18 protein-coding genes and 1 rRNA gene are annotated in these 20615 nt (G+C 58.5%); 9 read left to right on the forward strand and 10 right to left on the reverse strand.

The genetic code is table 11. The features are described from left to right. Nucleotides 1-16: 16 nt before the first annotated feature. The gene (locus JZX87_RS25000; RefSeq protein ID WP_206828643.1) at nucleotides 17-949 is read right to left on the reverse strand and encodes a LysR family transcriptional regulator; all 933 of its coding nucleotides are present in this window, start codon (nucleotides 947-949) and stop codon (nucleotides 17-19) included. Nucleotides 950-1075: 126 nt separating this feature from the next. Between JZX87_RS25000 and JZX87_RS25005 the strand changes: the two genes are divergently transcribed. The 3 genes from JZX87_RS25005 (at nucleotide 1076) to JZX87_RS25015 (ending at nucleotide 3627) form a co-directional block, all read left to right on the forward strand. Then, nucleotides 1076-2056, forward strand: coding sequence for a glutathione S-transferase family protein (locus JZX87_RS25005; RefSeq protein ID WP_148145013.1), 981 nt, complete (start codon nucleotides 1076-1078; stop codon nucleotides 2054-2056). Between the two features lie 53 nt (nucleotides 2057-2109). Next, nucleotides 2110-2973 carry a hypothetical protein gene (locus tag JZX87_RS25010; protein ID WP_148145012.1) on the forward strand — a complete coding sequence of 288 codons (864 nt, stop codon included), beginning with the start codon at nucleotides 2110-2112 and terminating at the stop codon, nucleotides 2971-2973. A 75-nt stretch (nucleotides 2974-3048) separates the two neighbouring features. Next, a complete protein-coding gene (locus JZX87_RS25015) occupies nucleotides 3049-3627 on the forward strand; it encodes a YceI family protein (protein ID WP_148145011.1) in 579 nt (192 codons plus the stop codon). A 65-nt stretch (nucleotides 3628-3692) separates the two neighbouring features. On the opposite strand, the gene JZX87_RS25020 is transcribed toward JZX87_RS25015, so the two are convergent. The 4 genes from JZX87_RS25020 to JZX87_RS25035 all read right to left on the reverse strand — a co-directional run bounded on the left by JZX87_RS25020 (nucleotide 3693) and on the right by JZX87_RS25035 (nucleotide 7937). Further along, complete coding sequence (locus JZX87_RS25020) at nucleotides 3693-5069, reverse strand: sensor histidine kinase (protein WP_286195037.1); 1377 nt, start codon at nucleotides 5067-5069, stop codon at nucleotides 3693-3695. After that, nucleotides 5066-5728, reverse strand: coding sequence for a response regulator (locus tag JZX87_RS25025; protein WP_148145010.1), 663 nt, complete (start codon nucleotides 5726-5728; stop codon nucleotides 5066-5068). The genes JZX87_RS25020 and JZX87_RS25025 overlap by 4 nt, the downstream gene beginning before the upstream one ends. 95 nt (nucleotides 5729-5823) lie before the next feature. Beyond that, nucleotides 5824-6291, reverse strand: a complete 468-nt coding sequence (locus JZX87_RS25030; protein ID WP_148145009.1) for a diacylglycerol kinase — start codon at nucleotides 6289-6291, stop codon at nucleotides 5824-5826. Next, complete coding sequence (locus tag JZX87_RS25035; RefSeq protein ID WP_353654254.1) at nucleotides 6288-7937, reverse strand: phosphoethanolamine transferase; 1650 nt, start codon at nucleotides 7935-7937, stop codon at nucleotides 6288-6290. Before JZX87_RS25035 ends, JZX87_RS25030 begins: the two co-directional genes overlap by 4 nt. Nucleotides 7938-8359: 422 nt before the next feature. Between JZX87_RS25035 and JZX87_RS25040 the strand changes: the two genes are divergently transcribed. The 3 genes from JZX87_RS25040 to JZX87_RS25050 all read left to right on the forward strand — a co-directional run bounded on the left by JZX87_RS25040 (nucleotide 8360) and on the right by JZX87_RS25050 (nucleotide 12299). Next, nucleotides 8360-9394: an ABC transporter ATP-binding protein gene (locus JZX87_RS25040; RefSeq protein WP_206828644.1), complete on the forward strand. Its 1035-nt coding sequence runs from the start codon at nucleotides 8360-8362 to the stop codon at nucleotides 9392-9394. Nucleotides 9395-9577: 183 nt separating this feature from the next. Then, the gene (locus JZX87_RS25045) at nucleotides 9578-10555 is read left to right on the forward strand and encodes a Fe(3+) ABC transporter substrate-binding protein (RefSeq protein WP_286195038.1); all 978 of its coding nucleotides are present in this window, start codon (nucleotides 9578-9580) and stop codon (nucleotides 10553-10555) included. A gap of 61 nt (nucleotides 10556-10616) precedes the next feature. Next, nucleotides 10617-12299, forward strand: a complete 1683-nt coding sequence (locus JZX87_RS25050; protein ID WP_206828645.1) for an ABC transporter permease — start codon at nucleotides 10617-10619, stop codon at nucleotides 12297-12299. 6 nt (nucleotides 12300-12305) lie between these two features. Here the strand turns inward: JZX87_RS25050 and JZX87_RS25055 are convergent, their stop codons facing one another. The 5 genes from JZX87_RS25055 to JZX87_RS25075 form a co-directional block, all read right to left on the reverse strand. Further along, nucleotides 12306-13223 carry an SMP-30/gluconolactonase/LRE family protein gene (locus JZX87_RS25055; protein ID WP_206828646.1) on the reverse strand — a complete coding sequence of 306 codons (918 nt, stop codon included), beginning with the start codon at nucleotides 13221-13223 and terminating at the stop codon, nucleotides 12306-12308. Between the two features lie 27 nt (nucleotides 13224-13250). Next, on the reverse strand, nucleotides 13251-14198 hold the full coding sequence (locus JZX87_RS25060; RefSeq protein ID WP_148145004.1) for an ABC transporter permease: 948 nt from the start codon (nucleotides 14196-14198) through the stop codon (nucleotides 13251-13253). Further along, nucleotides 14195-15136 carry an ABC transporter permease gene (locus JZX87_RS25065; protein WP_148145003.1) on the reverse strand — a complete coding sequence of 314 codons (942 nt, stop codon included), beginning with the start codon at nucleotides 15134-15136 and terminating at the stop codon, nucleotides 14195-14197. The genes JZX87_RS25060 and JZX87_RS25065 overlap by 4 nt, the downstream gene beginning before the upstream one ends. Next, nucleotides 15133-16593, reverse strand: coding sequence for a sugar ABC transporter ATP-binding protein (locus tag JZX87_RS25070; protein ID WP_206828647.1), 1461 nt, complete (start codon nucleotides 16591-16593; stop codon nucleotides 15133-15135). Before JZX87_RS25070 ends, JZX87_RS25065 begins: the two co-directional genes overlap by 4 nt. A gap of 87 nt (nucleotides 16594-16680) precedes the next feature. Further along, entirely contained in the window at nucleotides 16681-17688 is a 1008-nt protein-coding gene (locus JZX87_RS25075) for an ABC transporter substrate-binding protein (RefSeq protein WP_148145001.1), read from the reverse strand. A gap of 243 nt (nucleotides 17689-17931) precedes the next feature. On the opposite strand from JZX87_RS25075, the gene JZX87_RS25080 reads away from it, so the two are divergent. The 3 genes from JZX87_RS25080 to JZX87_RS25090 form a co-directional block, all read left to right on the forward strand. Further along, the gene (locus JZX87_RS25080) at nucleotides 17932-19176 is read left to right on the forward strand and encodes a GAF domain-containing sensor histidine kinase (RefSeq protein WP_206828648.1); all 1245 of its coding nucleotides are present in this window, start codon (nucleotides 17932-17934) and stop codon (nucleotides 19174-19176) included. Nucleotides 19177-19178: 2 nt separating this feature from the next. Continuing rightward, nucleotides 19179-19910 (forward strand): response regulator transcription factor, encoded by a 732-nt coding sequence (locus JZX87_RS25085; protein WP_206828649.1) that lies wholly within the window; start codon nucleotides 19179-19181, stop codon nucleotides 19908-19910. 553 nt (nucleotides 19911-20463) lie between these two features. Then, nucleotides 20464-20615 (forward strand): 16S ribosomal RNA (locus JZX87_RS25090); the annotation flags it as partial.

Here is a 20615-nt window from a genome sequence, read left to right on the forward strand (position 1 = left end):
ACCGGTTGCTTAAAATCTATTCGGCCGAAGTTGGAAGATCGCGATCCCAGCGGGGTGCAGGTGCGAATTTGCCGGCCAGGAAATCGATGAAGGCGCGCACCTTTGCCGGCGGTCGCCGGTTGCTTGCATAGATGGCGAACACGCCAGGCAATTCCATCAGAGGTTCGTCGAGCGTGACCGACACCAGCCGGCCGGCGCGGATATCATCGCCGACCAGAAAGGTCGGCTGGTAGATCATGCCCTGACCCGCCAAAGCGGCCGCCACCAGGGCGTCACCGTTATTGGCATGGAGGTTTCCCGTAACCGGAACGATGATTGAGCCATCGAGGCCAAATCGCCAACGATCGGGACCAACCGAGCTGGACAGGGTGTAACCGAGGCAGTTATGCGATCCCAGTTCCGATACCGATGTGGGGATCGATCGCCTCGCAAGATAGGCGGGAGATGCGGCGACGAGCATGCGACAGCGTGCGATCTTGCGGGCTATCAGGCTCTGGTCTTCGATCCTGCCGATACGGATGGCGACGTCCCAACCTTCTTCGACGAGATCGACGGTACGATCGCTCAGGCCCAGATCGACACTCAATGCCGGGTGCAGTTCGGCGAACTCCGCCAATAACGGTACGATTTCCCGAACGCCGAATGAAACCGGCACATTGACGCGAAGCGTTCCGCTGACTTCCATTCGCTCCGCAGCTGCCGTTGCATCGGCTTCCGAAAGTTCGGAGAGAATACGCTCGACACTTTCCAGATAGCGCCGCCCGGCTTCGTTCAGGGTTATCTTGCGGGTGGTGCGATGCAGAAGTTTTACGCCGAGTCGATCTTCGAGCGCTGCCATGTGCTTGGTGGCCATGGTTGGCGACATGCCGAGCGCTCTTGCGGCTCCGGACAGGCTGCCGATTGCGGCGATCCTGGCGAAAACCTCCATTCCGGCGATGCGATCCAGCATGATTATCTCACTCTCAAGGTGTGAGCTGTAATGCTCGGATAGTTGATTATCATGTTACTGGAGCGAATGCATAGTGTGGCCGGTGATGGCTTCGCGCCGTCGGTGTAACTACGTTGGGAAAAGACCGTGCTCGTAGATGGCAAATGGACTGCTGACTGGCAACCGGTACAGGCCAAGGATGCGAAAGGCGGATTCGTACGCCAGACATCCAGCTTCCGGAACTGGATCACGCCGGATGGATCGGCCGGGCCGACCGGAGCGGGCGGATTCACAGCTGAAGCAGGCCGCTATCATCTCTATGTCGCACTGATCTGCCCCTGGGCTTCGCGAACGTTGATCGCCCGCAAGCTCAAGAAGCTCGATGACCTCGTCTCCGTCTCGGTAGTGAAGCCGGCGCTGACAAAGGAAGGCTGGCAGTTCGGCACCTATCCCGGCTCTACCGAGGATACGGTGAACGGCGCCCGTTATATGCACGAACTCTACACACGGGTGGATCCGCATATTACCGGCCGCGCGACGGTTCCCGTTCTATGGGACAAGAAGACAGGCACGATCGTCAACAATGAATCGGCCGACATCGTGCGGATGTTCAACAGCGGTTTCGGCTCTCTGGCCGACGAGAGTGTCGATCTTTATCCGGAAGCTCTTCGCCATGAGATAGATGCCCTGAACGAGCGCATTTATCCGCGCCTCAACAATGGCGTTTATCGCGCGGGCTTCGCCACCACGCAGGAAGCCTATGAAGAGGCTTTTCATGACGTATTCGGCATGCTTGACGAATTGGAGAGGCTGCTGTCGGCGAAGACCTTCCTCGTCGGCGAGCGCCTGACCGAGTCCGATATTCGCCTCTTTGTTACGCTCGTGCGCTTTGACGCCGCCTATCACGGGCAGTTCAAATGCAATCTGCGGCGTATCTCGGATTATTCTAACCTCAGCCACTATCTGCGCCGCATCCTATCCGTTCCGGGCATCGCGGAGACGGTCAGCATCGATCACATCAAACGTGGCTATTACTCGATCGAAAGCCTTAATCCGAACGGGATCATACCCGTTGGCCCGGCTCTGGAGTTCGCGGATCTGCTGCCTTGGCTACCAGCTGCGATCTAGGCAAACCGCTCAAGACATTCTCTGAAATCGGCAAATATTCGGGATCGATACGCATGCTGACCCAAATTCTTCTGACTTCCGTCCTGTTGCCGCTTGTTCTCGGTGCGGTGATTGCACTGGCCGGCAAGGGTGCAACTTCTCGAGCCGTTCTGCTGACGGCACTGCTGATACCAGTTGCCGCTGCCATCGCGAGCGTTTCGATCGAAGGCCTTCCGCCATTCCCGCCGATTGCGGCGAAACAGAAGCTGCCCTTGTTGCTGGTTATCGGTGGCGTTGTCTTTGCAGTGCTTGGCGTTCTGTTGCGACAATTCGTGAACCGATGGATCGTGGCGCTGGTCGGCGTCGTCTCGCTTGCAGCTCCGGCATGGTGGCTCGGCAAGAACGTTCTCGCGGCCAATGCGACGAAAGCGGCGACGCTCGCCATCGTGCTCGTCATCGTCGCGATCGAGATTGCAGCCGTGTCGGGGCGGCAGGCCAAGCGGTCTTCTCCAGCCGCCTTGCCGGCTGCGCTGCTCGCAACCGCGATTGGAACGGCGCTCACCGCGATCATGGGCGGCTATATCGGCATGGCGCAGATGAACGGCGCGCTGGCCGCCCTGTTCGGTGGCTGGCTGCTGGTTCGCTACATTTCCTATATCCGAGGCGATGATGCAGCCTTCGTTCTTGGGAAATTTGCAGCACTTTCCTTCATCTGGACCGCTGCTATGGGCGCTACGATGACTGTGCTGCTGTCGCCGAGCGCTGCGCCGACTGCGCTTGTTCTTTCGGTTCTGCCTGTCGCCATCTTCGCGGTTCTCAACTGGCGAGAATTTGGTTTTGTGAACCGCGCGCGGTTCCTACAGCCGCTGATCATCGGCGCTCTGACCGCAATTCCTGCAATCGCTGCCATCCTTGTCGCCATGCTTGCCGGCGGTTGAGCTCAAAGTTTCACCAATCCGGCTTGCCGGACACCATCCCATCACGAACACCATCAACATATGTAAGGAAAAACCATGAAACGCCTAATTCTCACCACTGCCCTTGCCGGCATGTTCATGACCGGTGCGGTATTCGCAGCTGACAGCTATGAAGTCGATCCGACGCATGCATGGGTCGGCTTCAAGACGAGCCATGCCGGCTGGGCAAAGGCCCACGGCGCATTCAAGGCTGTTTCCGGCACCATCTCCTTCGACAAGGATGATGTCACCAAGAGCACGGTTGAAATCGCTCTCGAAGCTGCAAGCATCGACACAAATGACGAGAAGCGTAACACGCACCTGAAGAGCCCGGACTTCCTCAACGCCGAAGAATTCCCACAGGTCACCTTCAAGAGCACCTCGATTGAAAAGACCGGCGACAAGACCGCAAAGGTAACCGGTGACCTGACCCTGCTCGGCACGTCCAAGTCGGTAGTTCTCGACGTTACCTGGAATGGGGAATCCCCGCTGCCTTGGGATGCAAACACGATCAAGACCGGCTTTTCCGCGACCGGTTCGTTTAACGGCGTCGACTTCGGTATCACCAAGATGACCGATTTCGGTATCGGTCCGGAAATCGCGCTCGATATCGACGTCGAAGCCATCAAGAAGTAATCACAGCCTCACATGTTGAGCTGAAAATGGCGCGACCGGCCGAATATCCGGTCGCGCTTGTCGTTTTACGACAGAACGATCCTTGCCTCGAATCCGTCATCCCTGCCACTCGCGGGTGATAGCAGCACGAGATGGCCGTTCATCTGCCCGAGCAATCTTTCGACAATCGAGAGGCCAAGCCCTGACCCTGCGGCTTCCGTCTTGCCGCGGCTGAAGCGCCTGCGGATCGAGGCAAGTTCGGTTTCCGTCATTGCAGGTGCAGCATTGACGATGCGCACAGGCCCGCCGTCTTCGAGAAACACTTCGACCGGTTCTTCCGGTCTGCCATGTACCAGCGCGTTTTCGATCAGGTTTCGCAGGACAATGGCAAAGGCGTCTTCGCTGAACGGACCTGTCAGCTGCGCATCGGGTGCGCGATGGAATATCAGGCGCGAAGGGTTGGCCATGCCGCGCCAGAAATCGGTCAAAACCATTTCCAATATGCGACCGAGATCAGCCGGTTTGTCGGCAATGCCTATACCCGCCTCGGCACGCGACAGCTGAAGCAGCTTTTCGGCAAGGTGGCTGAGACGTGTCAGCGATGCCTCGATCTGGCTTGCACGATGACGGCTGGAACTGTCGGTCAATTCGGCGATCAGCATCTGCGTTTGCGCCAGAGCGCCGGCGATCGGCGTGCGCAACTCGTGCGCGCTGTTGGAGGTGAACTCCCGCTCGGCATCGAGTGCTGTTCTGAGCCGCATCATCAGCAGGTTGACGGAAACTGCGATCGGCTGCAGTTCGCGCGGCAGGATGGACGCATCGATCGGCTCCATATTGCCGCCATCCTTGGTCTCGATTTCGCGGCGCAGTTCGCTGACCGGTTTCACGGCCCGGCGAACCACCAGCCAGATCATCATCCCACTGACCGGAATCAGCAGTATCAGAGGAAGAAACAGAGCGATTGCACCCTCTCTAACGGCCTCTTCGCGGTTCTCGAAGGCATCTGCAACCTGAACGAAGATTTTACGATCCTCGCTTGTCGCGGTGTAGAACTGATAGGTTGGGTCTTTCCAGAAACCTGCTTTTAACGGTGTTTCGAATGCCCGTTCGGGCGCGTCATGAGATCGGATCAACACACGGCCGGAAGGATCGCGTACCTGGTAGATCAGATATTCATGATCTCCGCTCGAGCTGGCTGTCTGCAGTTGTTGTGGTGCTGCACTTTGGGCGCTGTCGGAAGGGCCGCCCGCCATACCGCGATGTTCGAGGTCGTCGACGACCAGCGGCACGAGCCGTTCTGCGGTATCCTGAAGCGTGCCGTCAAAAATTTCGGCAAGCTCTTCTTCCATCACCACCAGGCCTAGTCCGACCGCCAGCAGCCAGAGGAAGGTCATGGCAAATGTCAGCGACAGGATCAGCCGCCGGGTCATGGACGGGCCGGTCGCCCGGCTGAAAAGGCTCATTGTTCGCGTCCCAGCCGGTAGCCGATACCGCGCAGCGTGGCGATGTGATCCCGACCGAGCTTTTTGCGCAGCCGGCTGACATAGACCTCGACGGTGTTGCTTTCGATTTCGGAACCGAAGGCGTAAAGGGCTTCCTCGATCTGAGGCTTCGATACCACGGCCCCCGGGCGCGCCGAAAGGCTGTCCAGCACCGCCCATTCGCGGCTGGATAGATCAATGACCTCGCCTCCAACTGTCACCCGGCGGGTTGCGGCGTCTATTTCTATGTCTCCGATGCGCACCAGAGACACCGGCCGGCCGCTGTAACGGCGGCTCACCGCCAGCATCCGCGCCGTCAGTTCACCGAGATTGAACGGCTTCACCAGATAGTCGTCTGCGCCGCTATTCAAGCCTTCGATACGGTCAGATATCTGGTCATGCGCCGTCAGAATGATCACCGGCGTGGTAACGCCTCGGGCGCGGAATTCCTTCAGAAGAGCAATCCCGCTGCCGTCGGGCAGGCGAAGGTCAAGCAGGATCAAGCCATAGCTCGTCGTTGCAAGCGCGCTTGTCGCCGTGTCGATCGTCTTCATCCAATCGACGGCATGATCGCCACTTGCAACATGATCGCGGACCGCTTCTCCAAGCGTTGCATCATCTTCAACCAGAAGAACCCTCAAACTGCCTGCTCCGTCCCATCGCGATATTATCTTATACCCACCGTTTAGCAGAGGAGGGGGATAAAATTCGAGAGGGGAAGGAGCTGCCTCCGGCATCATAGCAATATGAGTTTCGGGATTATGACGAAAGCGGCGGTCAGACCGTTCACGACAAGCAGGCAGAATACGGCAAAAGAGCCGAGATCCTTGGCATGCCGGCCGGTTTCGGACCATTCGGGCGAGATGCGGTCGATGATCTCTTCAATGGCCGTGTTGAGCGCTTCCGCTGCAAAAAGGCCCAGCATGACGATTGCCATCATCACGTAATCGGAGAAGCGCGCACCGACCGCGGCAAAAGCCGCGAATATTGCCACGCCGGCAATGATTTCGTGGCGGAATGCGGTTTCGCGCAGCAACCTCAAGGCACCATTCAGCGAATAGCCGAACGCTGCCTTGAGGTGCCGGCTGCCGGTCACTTTCTCGATGGGGGACGAGGGGCTGATGGAGACAGGCGGCAGTTCATCAGCTTTTTTTGTGACCGGCCTTCCGACCGTTCCGATGGGGGCATAATCGGGAACGGTCATGAGTTTGGTTTTCCTTCCGCCTTGCGGCACGTGCCGAGCACATCGAGATCGGGATTGTAGACCGAGGTCTTGACCGCCATGACGCCGAGCGCAGTGTGGAAGAGATTGTCGTGCGAGGCTTCGTTACCTGCTCGTTTCGAGACACAGGAAGCGTCGACCGAAGCTTTCATTTCGGTTCCCTGCCACAGAACGAAGGGGACATGGGTCTGCTGCGACGGGGCTATGATGTAGGGCGCGCCGTGCAGGTACAGCCCGTTTTCGCCGAGCGACTCGCCGTGGTCGGACATGTAGATCATTGTGGGAGCGATCTTGTCTTCACGCGCTTTCAGGATGTCGATGACCGAGGCCAGGATATGGTCGGTGTAAAGAATGCTGTTATCGTAGGCATTGACGACTGCCTGGCGATCACAGGTGCCGAGCTCGGCTGTGAGGCATTCCGGCGTGAAACGAGCAAATTCCTGCGTGTATCTCTGGTAATAGGCCGGGCCGTGACTGCCAAGCTGATGCAGAACCAGGACGCTGTCGCCCTTGAGATTTGCAAGCCAGCCGTCGAGTTCGGCAACCATGCCGTCATCGAGGCATTCGTGATCCTTGCAGTAACGCGGGTCGTTTGCATCCGAGAAGGACCGGTAAACGGTGCGGTCGGCGACACCTTTGCTGCCCGTATTGTCGTCCCACCATTCCGTCTTGATGCCGGCATGGCCAAGCACGTCGAGCAGGTTTTCGTTCGCAAGTCCGGCGCGATGGGAATAGCCGTGCCGTGTCAGGTTGGAGAACATGCAGGGCACCGAGACCGCAGTCGCCGTGCCGCAGCTTGAGGTTTGCGAGAAGTAGGTGATGTCGCGCTTCTTGAGTTCGGGATTGGTCTCGCGGTTATAACCACTAAGTGAAAAGTTTTCGGCGCGGGCGGTTTCTCCGGTCACGATGATCAGTACGCGTGGCTTGCCCGATGTCGGGGAGGAGGCAACTTTTGCATCGGTACCGAGTGGCTTTGCCACGATGTTTTTGTCCGCTTCACTGGCCAATGTGAAGGCGACCGCACTGCCGATCGGCAGGAACGGGTTGAGTGTCATGATCATGTCTTTGTGCAGACGCGCGACAGAGGCGATGCTGCGCGCGCTGCTGACGCCACAGGCTAGAGCGATGAGGAGAAGCGGCACAATCGCGGCGAGATTCCAGCCAACCTTGGAAAAGAATTTGCGGTGCTCGATTCTAACCCAGCAGACCAGAAGCGCTGGAATCAGACCGAAAATCGACATGTGCAGCAGATAGGCCGCGGTAATCAGGTGGCCGGCTTCAGACGGGGTCGTCTGCGCCGCGTTGCGGATCATGTCGACATCGATGATGGTGCCGAACCGATCCATGAACCATGAGGCCGACGCGGCACTGACGATCATCAGGATCAGGACGGGTTTCAGAAGATATTTGACCGAGACTGCGATCATGAAGGCGGCAAACAGGCAGGTTAAACCCAGAGCAAATGCTCCAAATGCCAAGTGGCTGTCGAAATAGCTATAGGCCCGCGTGAAGAACGTGCGGTTGGTAAAGGCAATCAGGTAGAGAGCCCCGAAGACGGCGAGAGTGACGCTGCCGATCTGCGGCCGGACGAAGCAGCGGGCAGGGCGGGACATACTTAAAATGGACAAGGAGGAGGCTCCCGGCAGTTTCTGTTGCCGGCGAAATTGCATCCGATCCTGACTGTCACCTGAATGTTGAAAATCTTCTCCTGCGCGCGTCGCGTTCAGCCAGATGTCAGCTTCGCGTCGCATCTTGCGGCAATCGGAGTAGGAGTCGGCGTCTCGTGAATGCGTTTAAAACCCGTCCCGGCATGATCTATGTTGCTGTGCTCGTTCTAGTGGTTTGCTCAATTCCCCTGATGCATGAGGCGAAGCGTATTCACACACTTCAGAACTGGCCGACAGATGCCCAGTCGCATCGCGGTTTCCTGGGATAATGAATTAACAGGAGCCGATGAGGCGATGTCGATTTCGCCTCATCGTGATTGTGGTGGTCTTCACTCTACCGGATCGCTATGGCAGTTTCCCGCGCCACAGGGGGCAGGAACGCCATGAAAAAAGATATCGCCGTAAAACTCGACAATGTCAGTCGCTCGTTCGGAACGACAGCAGCCGTCCGCGACGTATCGATCGATATTCGAAAAGGAGAAGTTGTTTCGCTCGTCGGTCACTCGGGCTGTGGAAAGTCCACCCTGCTGCGCATCATTTCAGGCGTTGAAACCATCGATTCCGGCCAGGTCTTTCTCGATGGTCGCGAGGTTGACGGCCGGCATTTCGTCGAGCCGGAAACGCGCGGCGTTGGTTTCGTCTTCCAGGATTACGCACTTTTCCCGCATCTCAGCGTCCGCGATAACATTCTTTTCGGCCTGAAACGGCACTCACAGGCTCAGGCTAACGCCAATGCCGAGGATGTCATTCGGCGCATCGGGATTGAGCACCTGATGGAGCGCTTTCCGCACACGCTTTCAGGTGGTGAGCAGCAGCGTGTGGCGCTTGCAAGGGCGCTGGCGCCGAGGCCCGGCATCGTTCTCATGGACGAACCATTCTCCAACCTCGATCAGGGCTTGCGTGGACAGGTGCGGGCCGAAACGTTGTCGCTTTTGAAATCGCTCGACACGACCGTCATCATGGTCACCCATGATCCGCAGGAAGCCCTTTCCACCGGTGACCGTGTGGTGTTGATGCGTTCGGGCGAAATCGTGCAGGCAGGATCCGGCTATGATCTTTATGACCGGCCGACAAGCGCCTATGCGGCCGACTTTTTCTGCCTTTCGAACAAGGTTCCGGGGATCTGCAAAGGCGGCAGGATCGAGACTGCGATTGGCAGTTTCCAACTGAACCACAGGACAGCTGACGACGGAAAGGCAATCGTCCACATCCGGCCACAGGCAATTTCCATTTCGCTTGACCGGGGCGATATTCCCGCACGCGTCAAGCAACGGGTCTTTCATGGAGAAACCGAACATATTCTGCTCGCGGTCGAGGGACTGGAGACACCGTTAAGAGCCATTGCTCTCGACCGCCTTCCGGAAGGCTCGGATTGGGTCACGATTTCCATTGCTGCTGAGCGCGTGCTGGCATTTTGATGCTCTTACTGGTTGTTTTGGTGCCTTTTCGACGCGATAAAGTTTGCGTGATGGGTATCTTCGGTTGAATTTTAAACTTGACCAATCAGGTCAAGAACTGCTGCAAGCGTTGCGTGTTCATTCCAAAGGGGGAGTATCATGAACCCGCACGCTTTCTTCACCTCCACGCTTTTGGCCACTTCGATGTTCGTGGCTCCGTCGCTGGCATCTGCCGCTGAGATCAACGTCTACACCACGCGTGAACCGGCCCTGATCGCCCCGCTTCTGGAAGCCTATACCAAGTCGACCGGCACGAAGGTCAATACGGTATTCCTGAAGGATGGATTGGCTGAACGCGTCGCATCGGAAGGCGCAAGCTCGCCGGCCGATATCCTGATGGCGGTCGATGCCGGTAATCTCGTCGATCTCGCCGAAAAGGGCGTGACGCAGCCGATCGAATCCTCCGTTCTCAGCGGCGCCGTTCCGGCAGAACTGCGTGACGGCAAGGGCCATTGGTTCGGTCTTTCCTACCGTGCGCGCGTGCTTTACGCCGCCAAGGATCTCGACCTCGCCTCCTTCAACTACGAGGATCTGGCTGATCCGAAGTGGAAGGGCAAGGTCTGCATCCGCTCTGGCCAGCATCCCTACAATACCGCGCTTTTTGCCGATTACATCGCCCATTACGGCGCGGAAGAAACCGAAAAGTGGCTGACCGGTGTGAAGGCCAACCTGGCGCGCAAGGCTGCAGGTGGTGACCGCGACGCGGCCAAGGACATTCTCGGTGGCATTTGCGATATCGGCATCGCCAATTCCTACTATGTCGGCCTGATGAAATCCGGCAAGGGCGGCGAGGAACAGGTCAAGTGGGCCGAGGCGATCAAGGTCGTGCTGCCGACCTTCAAGAATGGTGGCACTCAGGTGAACATCAGCGGTGCGGCCGTTGCCAAGAATTCGCCAAACAAGGCAGAGGCCGTGAAGTTCCTCGAATATCTCGTCTCCGACGAAGCCCAGAAGATCTATGCCGAGGCCAACTACGAATATCCGGTCAAGACCGGCGTTGCTGCCGATCCGATCATCGCCGCATTCGGCGAGTTGAAGATCGACAACAAGCCGCTTTCCGAAATCGTCAGCCATCGCAAGCAGGCAAGCGAACTGGTCGACAAGGTCAGCTTCGACAATTAAGGAATGCGCGAGGCGCTTCGGTACTGGAGCGCCTCGCGTCTTTTATCTCATGGATATGTCTATGCCTGCCAGCAACCCGGTCGCCGAACCATCGGTCGTCAGCCATGCTGGCCGTTCGGGCAGAAACTGGCTTGCTGTTTCCGCCATCGCCGCGCTGATCGTCATCCTGCCGATCGCCGGTTTGGCCCTCGAAGCGCTGAAGGGATCGGCGGGTCTCTGGGCGCATCTTTTTTCCAGCATTCTGCCGGTGGCATTGGTCGATACGATTATCCTGCTTATTGGAGTGGGGGTAGTTACCGCGTTGCTCGGGACCACGACCGCCTGGCTGGTAACCGCCTATGATTTTCCGGGACGGCGTGTTCTGGAATGGGCGCTCTTGTTGCCGCTTGCGGTGCCGACCTACATCATCGCCTATGCTTATCTCGATATCCTTCACCCGATCGGTTCGGTGCAGGGGGCTATCCGTTGGTTCCTGGGGTATGAGACGCCACGGCAATTCCGCTTGCCCGACATCCGCTCCATGACGGGCTGTATCCTGCTGCTCGGCTTCGTACTCTACCCTTACGTCTACATTCCCACACGGGCGATGTTTCTCACGCAATCGGGCAATCTCGTCGATGCGGCCCGCACGCTGGGTGTGTCCCGTCGGGCGATCTTCTGGCGTGTTGCGCTGCCGCTGGCGCGGCCGGCTGTGGCGATCGGTGTCGCGCTTGCGCTGATGGAAACGCTAAACGATGTCGGGGCGGCCGAGTTTCTCGGGGTCAGAACCATGACGGTTTCGATCTATACGACCTGGATCACCCGCACCGATCTGCCCGGCGCCTCGCAGATCGCGCTCGCGCTTCTGCTGATCGTGGTTGCACTGGTGGCTGTCGAGCGGTGGGCGCGGCGCAAACAGCGTTACGCGACGGATGCCCGCCGCAGCCGCGGTCTGACACCTCAGAAAGTGCCTGCCGTGAAGGGCATATTGCTCTTTCTCGCGGGGGCTCTGCCGGTCTTGCTCGGTTTCGCCGCTCCGGCGCTCTACCTCACCACCGAGGCCTGGAAACGTTATCAGTTCGCCGGCCTTTCCTCACGCCTTGTCGGCGAGGCGATCAGCACGCTCACCATCGCAATATTGGCAACGGTCGCAACCATTTCTCTCGGGCTTGTTGTCGCCTATGCGACCCGTCTGCGTCCGGGCAAGACTTCCGCCACGTTGCTTCGCATGTCGACTGTCGGTTATGCCGCACCGGGTACCGTTGTTGCGATCGGCGTGCTGATCGTGCTGGCCGGCCTCGACCGGTTCATCGATAGCACCGCGTTTGACTGGTTCGGTGTCTCGACCGGGCTTTTGTTCATGGGATCGGGCGCGGCGGTGGTCTACGCACTTACCGTGCGGTTCCTGGCGATCTCTGCCGGCGGCATCGAGGCTGGCCTGTCGCGCATTCCGATGTCTTTCGATCACGCATCACGTACGCTCGGGCAATCGACGGCCGGCACGTTTCGGCATGTGCATTTGCCGTTGTCGAAGGCTGCGATCTCGGCGGCTGCCCTGCTTGTGTTCGTCGACTGCATCAAGGAGCTGCCGGCGACGCTTCTCCTGCGACCGCTCAATGTCGAAACCTTTGCAACTCATCTCTATGGCGAAGCGGCGCGTGGCACCTATGAAGAAGCTTCGATCGCGGCGCTTGCCATCGTCGCGATCAGTGTCTTGCCGGTCATTCTGCTTTCGAGAATAGGCGCATCCGGGCGAGGCGCGTAGCGCTTGCTAACCGAGGGACATGCCGATCGTTGCCGTATAGACGGCATAAAGCGATCGGGTCGCGGTGATGAACAGGCGGTTGCGCCGCGGGCCGCCAAAGGTAACATTTGCTACCGTTTGCGGGATGAGGATCTTGCCGAGAAGCTTTCCATCCGGCCCGAAGCAGTGCACGCCATCTCCGGCGCTGGTCCAGACATTGCCATAGACATCGACGCGGAACCCGTCCGGCAAACCGGTATCGATGGTGCAATACTCTCGGCTGTTCGTCAGCTTTCGGCCCTCTACTACGTCAAAGGCGCGGATGTGGCGTGGCCTGCCAGGATCATGGCTGGATGAAGAATCCGCCACATAAAGGATGGTTTCATCCGGCGAAAAGGCGAGGCCGTTCGGCTGGCCGAAATCGGTCACGGCGGCATCAATCTCGCCGGTTTGTGGATCTAGCCGATAGACGTTGCGGGTTTCCTGTTCCGGATCGGCGCGAAAACCCTCGTAATTCGACATGATCCCGTAGGTGGGGTCGGTGAACCAGACGCTGCCGTCGGAGCGCACAACCACATCGTTGGGCGAATTAAGCCGCTTGCCCTGATAGCTGTCGGCAAGCACGGTGATCGAGCCGTCGATTTCGGTGCGAGTCACACGGCGGGTGCCGTGTTCGCAGGTCACCAGCCGGCCCTGCCGGTCTCTGGTGTTGCCATTGGAAAAATTCGATGCGCTGCGAAAGACGGAAACATCGCCGCCTTCGACCCAGCGCAACATCCGTTCATTGGGATTGTCGCTCCAGATCAACGAGCCCTGATCGGCAAACCAGACCGGTCCTTCCGCCCAGCGGCATTCGGAATAAAGCTCATCCAACGGCGAGGTCGGAACGATCAGGAACCGGAAGCGATCATCGTGGATTTCGTAGATGGACGAGGTCTGTGACATGGCATTGTGTCCGGTTTGATTGATCGACTAGCGAAGCGATTGCCGGCCGCCGGCAAGCAGTATGACGGCTATGATGATGAGGCCGGTGAGGATGAGGCGGAAACCGGCACCGAAGCCGTAGGTGTTGAGCATCGATACGACGAGGAACATAAACAGCGATGCGCCCCAGATGCCCGGGATGTTGGAATTCCCGCCCGCCACAGCAGTGCCGCCGATGACGACGACGGCGATCGACATCAGCAGATATTCCGAGCCCATGTTGAGCGCAGCACCTCCGGAAAAGCTCGCCAGCAGATAACCGCAGACGGAGGCGAGCACGGCGCAGAGCATGTAGGTGACAAGCCGCGTGCCATCGACCGGGATACCGGCCATGCGGGCCGCGAACGTGCTTTGCCCGATCGCCGAAATCCAGCGGCCATAGATGGATTTTTCCAGAAGCACCCAGGCGGCGATCGAGAGGATTAGTGCCACGAGCGCGACATTCGGGATGCCGAACAGGCTGGAGGTGGCGAAGTCGGCAAGCGTTTCAGGTGGTTTGATGCGCAGGCCGCGATTGCTCCAGATCGCCACCGACTGGACGATGAAGCTCATTGACAGCGTGGCGATGATCGGCGGTATGCGCAACGCCTTGATCAGCACATAATTGCCGATCCCGATGATCAGGCCGATGCCGATCGAGGCGAGCAATCCGACGACGATCATGCCATCCTGCACGTCCATCAGCTTCAGGGCAAGCGTGCCGGAGAGCGTCATTGTGGCGGGGACAGAAAGATCGATATTGCCCGGCCCGAGCGTGATGACGAACATCTGGCCGATACCGACGACGACCGAAAAGGCTGCGAAGGTAAGAGCTGCCTGAGACAGGCCGAAAGAACTTGCACCGCCGGTGAAGAGCACCGTGACGATCCAGACGGTGATCGTCGCGGCAAACGACCAGATCCACGGTTTTGCCATGAGAAGGTGATGCAGGGTCATTCGCTCTTCTCCCGCTTTTCCAGACGGTTGAGGGCAAGGCGCAGGGCGAGCACGACGATCAGGATCGCGCCTTGTGCGCCGATCTGCCAGTCCGGCGAAATGCGCATGAAGGACAGGAAAGAACCGGCGAGCGTCAGTGTCAGCGCCCCGATGACGGCGCCGATAGGCGAAACCTTGCCGCCGACGAACTGGCCCCCACCCAAAATGACACCGGCGATCGACAGCAGCGTATAGCGAAGCGCGATATTGGCATCGGCGGAGGTTGTGAGGCCGACCAGAGCGATGCCGGCAAGCACGGCGAAAAAGCCTGCCAGAGCATAGGTAGCGGCGCGCAGCCCGAGCACGGACCAGCCGGCGCGTTCCACCGAGCGATCATTGCCGCCGACACCGCGCATCAGCACGCCGAAGGACGAGCGCATAACGATACAGTGGGTGACTGCGGCAATCAGGATGCTGGCGACGATCGCCATCGGCACCAGCGGCGGCTTGGCTGTCATCAGCCAACGCGCCCAGGTCGGCGCGGTGCCGCCCGGCGAGGGGAGGATAAGGACGGCAAGTCCGCCCCAGACGAAACTCATCCCTAACGTAACCACAATGGAGGGCAGGTCGCGCACATAGATGACGACGCCGATCAGCGCATAGGCGGCAATAGCACCGAGAAAGATCAGGATGCCGAGCGCCGGCGATGATTGCAGGAACGTGGCGGAAACGCAGGCGCAGAAGCTCACGAATGTGCCCATCGACAGATCGAGATCGTTGACCGACATGATCAGCATCTGGGCTATGGTCGCGAGTGCGATCGGGACTGCGAGATTGAACAGAAGATTGAGCCCCGTATAGCTCATGGCGCGCGGCTGCATGTAGAAGACGGCGGCGAGCAGCAGCACCAGAGATGCAGCGGGGATGATCAGGCGGATCGTGCCGGAAGACAATTTCATGCCGCGTCTCCCTCGTGGAAGGAGGCAGCCAGCACGTTCTTCTCGGTGATCTCATCGCCGACAAGTTCTGCCGCGATCGCACCGTCGCGGAAAACGTAAACCCGGTCACAGAGGCGGATTTCGTCCATCTCTGTCGAATACCAGATGAAGGTGCGTCCGTTGGCAGCTTCCGAGCGGAGGATTTCATAGACCTCCTGCTTTGTGCCGATATCGACGCCGCGCATCGGATCATCCATCAGCACCGTGCTGGCCGTGGTCGCCAGAGCCCTGGCGAAAAGTACCTTCTGCTGGTTGCCGCCCGAGAGCGACAGGAGGCGGTTTTCCATATCCGGGGTGCGAATTTCTATCCGCTGTTTCCAGGAGGCCCCCAGTGTTTCTTCTCGCGCCCGGTCAACTATGCGGTTGGTCGAAAGCTGGCCAAGCGAAGCGATCGACAAGTTCTTGAGGATGCTCCACAGCGGGAATGTGCCGTTCAGGCTGCGGTCTCCGGCGACAAAGGCGATTTCGCGCTGCCTCTTCGGCCACCAGTTGCTGTTGCGATCGAGATAGAGGTCGAGCAACGCTTCTGTCTGGCCATGGCCACCGAGGCCGGCAAGGCCGATCATCTCGCCACGCCATGCCTGGAACGCAAGTCCATGCCCGCGGCGCGGCGGCATGGAAAGAACCGGCTCCCCGGTCCTGCTCGTGGCCGAACGCGAGAATTCCTGTTCGCGCACCACATTGCCCATCGCCTCGACAAGGCTGCGGGTCGAAAACTCGGATGCCATTCGGTCAGCCACCACACGGCCATCCTTCATCACCACGATGCGGTCGGAGGTGGAGAGAATTTCGCCGAGAATGTGCGAAATCAGCAGAACCGAACCACCTTCGCCGACGAATTTGCGGATATAGGCCATCAGTTGCGCCGCAACCCCGGCGTCCAGCGAAGATGTCGGCTCGTCGAGAATGACGAGTTTGGGTCGCTGATCTATGCCGGCAAAGCTGATGGCGATCTCGACCATCTGTCGCTCGGCAATCGACAGATCATCGACCGTCGAGTCGCAATCGATCGAATGACCGGGGAATATGTCCTGCAACTGGCTCTCGACCAAGGCCAGCGCCCGCTTTCGCCAGGCCCATCCCTTGAGTTCCGCATGCATGATGCGGGCATTTTCGCCGACAGTCAGATTCGGGCACAGTGACAATTCCTGGAAGACGCAACGCACGCCGTTGGCACGGGCCGCCGATATGCCGTGAAATTCGCGGCCACTATAGGTGAGCGAACCGTCATGCGGTGTCAGCCCTCCATTGATGACATTGACGATGGTGGACTTACCGGCGCCGTTATGGCCGACCAGCCCGATACATTCTCCGGCATGGATCACGAGGTCTGCGCCATCGAGCGCCTTGACGGCGCCGAACGTCACACGGACGCCACGCGCTGCCACAACCTCTTCTCGCTTCAAGGTCTTGGTCATGCAATCGCTGTCGATTTTGATGTGTCGGACAATACCGGGACGCGTAGGGGTTGGGCGCCTTCGCGCCCCGGCACGCGGGAGGCGACGCTATTTGGCGTCGATCACCTTCTGGGCGTCTTCCAGCGAATATTCGACATTCGCCACGCCGCCCTTCTGGGTCGTCTTCAGATTTTCTTCCAGATTGGCCTGATCGATCCGAAGGAAGGGCACGACAAGGTCCTTCTTGACCTCCTTGCCGTCGAGGATCTGCTGCGCCACCCAGAATGCCAGCGTCGAGACGCCCGGAGCGATCGAGACCGACATGGTCTCGTAGCCGTCCTTGTCCTTCTGCTGCTTCCACCAGACGAGCTCGTCCTCACGGTTGCCCATGACTATGGTCGGCGTCGGGCGCTTGGCGGCGGCAAAGGCCTGGGCAGCACCATATCCGTCACCGCCCTGGGTGACGACGGCTGCCACTTCCGGCAGGCTCGGCAGGATGCCGGCGACAGCACGCTGGGCAACGTCCTGCGCCCAGTCACCATTCACCGAACCGACGATCTTGAATTGCGAGTTCTTGGAGACGCCGGCTGCGATACCTGCATGGATCTCGTCATCGACCGAAACACCGGCGAGGCCGCGGATTTCGAGAAGATTGCCGCCCTTTGGCAGTTTCTTGGCGAGATAGTCGATCTGGCTTTCGCCCATCTTCTTGAAATCGACGGCGATGCGCCAGGCGCAGGGTTCCGTCACGATGCCATCGAAGGAAACGACGGTGATGCCGGCATCACAGGCTTCCTTGATCGCACCGTTAAGCGCAGTTGGCGAGGCTGCGTTGACGACGATCGCGTCATAACCCTGCAATATCATGTTTTGGATTTGGGCCGCCTGCTCGGTCGCCTGGTTCTCAGCGGTGGTGAACGGGTCGGCTGCCGCGACCACCCCCTTGGAGACGGCCTCCTTGGTGATTTTGTCCCAGCTTGTCAGCATCGCCTGACGCCAGGAATTGCCGGCATAATTGTTCGACAGCGCGATCTTTTTGGATGACGTATCGGCGAGTGCGGGTGCGCACAGGCATGCAAAGGCGACGGATGCCGCCAGCATCGTTCTGATGGTCATGATTTCCTCCCAAATAGCTCCCTGCATATCGTCCGGGCCGCTCCTCAACGGTAATCCGGAGATAATGATTGCCCTGAGCCCCTTTTGCTCAGTAAATCGAGGATGGAGGAGTTTCTTGACAAAGTACAGGCGCATCCAAGCAGGCTTTCTGCGGGTTTGCGCGCAAAATCTGCGGGTCCCCGCATGACAAGCTTAAAAAGCTCACGCTTAATTGACGGCTGAAGGACTGGAGGAGGTCCGCCCATGTTCAATACGGCGCGTAACTCGCTGTTCGACCGCTATCTGGGGATTTCCCGGCTTCTGGCGGGACAGCTCGATTTCGATGCGATCATCAAGGCGGTGGCGGACGAGATCAGCCATATCATCCCGCATGATCATCTCGACGTCTGCATCAAGATGCTGGATGGAAAATACCATATTGCCTATGAGAGCGGACTTGATACCGCCTGGAGCCAGCACCCGCCGGCGCTTTTGACTGGAAGCCCTATTCGCACACTGCTTTCGGGCGAGGTGGATTTCCTGCTCTCAGGGGATGCGTGCACCGACCCGCGATTTCATTTCAAAGGCGCGTTTTCAAGCCCGATCATCGAGCTTTCGCTGCATAGCCGGTTGCATGTGCCGCTGAAGGTGCAGGGCGATGTGATCGGTGCGCTGAGCTGCTCCAGCCGGCAGAGCGATTGTTATAACCAGGAAGATGTCGAAAACGCCCGTGCCGTGGCCGATCTTCTGGCGCCCTATTTCTTTGCTTTGCGTGCGGCCGAGCAGGCGAAACGCTCCGCCGTCATCGAAACGGAAGCGCGCGCACGGGAAGAGGGCCTGCGTTTCGGGGCGCTGAAGCTGACGGAGGCACTGGAAGCAGAACGCCAGCGCATCGGCATGGATCTGCATGACCAAACGCTTGCTGATCTGACAAGGCTGACGCGCCGCATGGAGCGGCTGACCCATCTGCCTGCTGTCTCGGGCGACGCGTTGGAACCGCTATGTCGGGCGATGCAGCAATGCATGCATGACCTTCGCCAGATCATCGAGGAAGCCAAGCCCACGGTATTGCAGCTATTCGGTGTTGCGGAAGCAATCGAGAACCATCTGGAACGGTCGGTTCGGGAAAGCGGCCAGTCGATCCGATGGAAGATGATCGACGAAAGCGGTGGCAATCTTCGTGACCTCAATCCGACGGTGGCCGTCGCGCTGTTTCGTATCGTTCAGGAAGCGGTGAATAACGCCATTCGCCATGGGCAGTCCGAAAATATCATCGTGCACATCACAAAAAACTGTCACTCGCTTTCCATCGAGGTGGAAGACGATGGTCGCGGTCTTGCAGAGATCAAGGAAATGGCCGGGCACGGTATCGACAACATGAAGACCCGTGCCCGGCTGATTGCGGCCCGGCTCGAAATCGGCCGCAATCCGGCCTGTAACAGTGAGGGGGGCGGAACACGCATGCGGCTGACCCTTTCGACCGATCACGCTATCTTGGTGGAGGCTTGACGATGGACGTGCTGATTGTCGAGGACGACGCCCTTCACCGCACATTTCTCAACGAGGCGGTTCGTGCGGCATTGCCGGAATGCGGGCAGGTAATCGAGGCGGGAAATGGCCTGAAAGGCGAAGTACAGGCCCGGACATCGCGGGTCGAGCATGTCGTCATGGACCTGCAGATGAGCGAACGCAACGGGATCGAGGCCGCCCGCACGATCTGGCGCGAGCGACCGGATACCAAAATCCTCTTCTGGTCGAACTATTCCGACGAAGCCTATGTGCGTGGCGTGGCGCGGATCGTGCCGGAGGGCGCGATTTATGGCTATGTGCTGAAGTCGGCTTCGGAAGAACGGCTGAAACTTGCACTGCGCAGCGTTTTCGTTGAATCCCAGTGTGTGATCGATCGGGAAGTGCGCGGTCAGCAGAAGAGTTTTGGCAACTCCCCCGGCCTTACCGACGCCGAATACGAAATCCTTGTCGATGTGGCGCTGGGATTGACCGATAAGGCGATCGCCAAGCGAAAACATCTGTCACTGCGCAGCGTACAGAACCGCCTGCAGCAGCTTTACGAAAAGCTCGGTGTTTATGAGACGCCGGGGCAGGGAAATGAGGGCTGGTTCAATCTGCGTACGAGAGCGGTCGCGGTCGCTCTTTCACGCAAGGTTTTGAACGCCAGCGCCATTGAGAGGGCTGAACGGGACCTCAGGCAGTCCGCAGGGATCCAGGCCATGGGCGACAGTTAAGCGGAATGACGGTTCTCGCCGCGCTCTGTTGTTAGTCCGGTTGAGGTTTAAGAGGCAAAATCGCCCTGGTCGGCCTTGAAATCGAATAAATCTTGTAAAATCAGTATCATGCACGATTGTTTGCAGATTTATGAAAATAGCCAGTTGACGTTTTCGGGGGTGTGGGACTATAACCCGCTCACTGACGAGGGCGGCGGCGCTGCTAGCGACGAAGTTTCTCGTTCTAAAGAAAACCACTAAAGATTGGCGTTTGCTGATTGGGACCGGGCTCCGGTTAGGTCTCGAAGAACTGATGCGTTTTGGTGTTTTTTGTGACGGTTTAGGCTTTCGGGTTTTGGATCGTCGGTTATTTGACAATTGAATATGAGAAGAAAGAGAAACGTGGTCGGCGGGTTTTCGCGGACTGAAGCTTAGGTTTCGGTCTGTTTAGAAGACAAAATGACGGTCACGTTTTGAATGAGAACGATGGAAACGAGCGCTGTGAAGCGTTTGGTGTACATATAAAAATGTTCTCGTCGATTCAGAACAAAGTGATTAGTCATGATTGAATTCTCAACTTGAGAGTTTGATCCTGGCTCAGAACGAACGCTGGCGGCAGGCTTAACACATGCAAGTCGAGCGCCCCGCAAGGGGAGCGGCAGACGGGTGAGTAACACGTGGGAATCTACCCATCCCTGCGGAACAACTCCGGGAAACTGGAGCTAA

This window comes from Agrobacterium sp. Ap1 (assembly GCF_017313375.1).
GTDB lineage: Bacteria > Pseudomonadota > Alphaproteobacteria > Rhizobiales > Rhizobiaceae > Neorhizobium > Neorhizobium cellulosilyticum.

Excerpts from the sequence above, each read along its gene's own strand:
- JZX87_RS25070 (WP_206828647.1), bottom strand. The coding sequence starts at position 16,593 with ATGACCAAGACCTTGAAGCGAGAAGAGGTTGTGGCAGCGCGTGGCGTC.
- JZX87_RS25065 (WP_148145003.1), bottom strand. The coding sequence starts at position 15,136 with ATGAAATTGTCTTCCGGCACGATCCGCCTGATCATCCCCGCTGCATCT.
- JZX87_RS25015 (WP_148145011.1), top strand. The coding sequence starts at position 3,049 with ATGAAACGCCTAATTCTCACCACTGCCCTTGCCGGCATGTTCATGACC.
- JZX87_RS25010 (WP_148145012.1), top strand. The coding sequence starts at position 2,110 with ATGCTGACCCAAATTCTTCTGACTTCCGTCCTGTTGCCGCTTGTTCTC.
- JZX87_RS25030 (WP_148145009.1), bottom strand. The coding sequence starts at position 6,291 with ATGACCGTTCCCGATTATGCCCCCATCGGAACGGTCGGAAGGCCGGTC.
- JZX87_RS25085 (WP_206828649.1), top strand. The coding sequence starts at position 19,179 with ATGGACGTGCTGATTGTCGAGGACGACGCCCTTCACCGCACATTTCTC.
- JZX87_RS25040 (WP_206828644.1), top strand. The coding sequence starts at position 8,360 with ATGAAAAAAGATATCGCCGTAAAACTCGACAATGTCAGTCGCTCGTTC.
- JZX87_RS25075 (WP_148145001.1), bottom strand. The coding sequence starts at position 17,688 with ATGACCATCAGAACGATGCTGGCGGCATCCGTCGCCTTTGCATGCCTG.
- JZX87_RS25050 (WP_206828645.1), top strand. The coding sequence starts at position 10,617 with ATGCCTGCCAGCAACCCGGTCGCCGAACCATCGGTCGTCAGCCATGCT.
- JZX87_RS25000 (WP_206828643.1), bottom strand. The coding sequence starts at position 949 with ATGCTGGATCGCATCGCCGGAATGGAGGTTTTCGCCAGGATCGCCGCA.
- JZX87_RS25020 (WP_286195037.1), bottom strand. The coding sequence starts at position 5,069 with ATGAGCCTTTTCAGCCGGGCGACCGGCCCGTCCATGACCCGGCGGCTG.
- JZX87_RS25080 (WP_206828648.1), top strand. The coding sequence starts at position 17,932 with ATGTTCAATACGGCGCGTAACTCGCTGTTCGACCGCTATCTGGGGATT.
- JZX87_RS25055 (WP_206828646.1), bottom strand. The coding sequence starts at position 13,223 with ATGTCACAGACCTCGTCCATCTACGAAATCCACGATGATCGCTTCCGG.
- JZX87_RS25045 (WP_286195038.1), top strand. The coding sequence starts at position 9,578 with ATGTTCGTGGCTCCGTCGCTGGCATCTGCCGCTGAGATCAACGTCTAC.
- JZX87_RS25060 (WP_148145004.1), bottom strand. The coding sequence starts at position 14,198 with ATGACCCTGCATCACCTTCTCATGGCAAAACCGTGGATCTGGTCGTTT.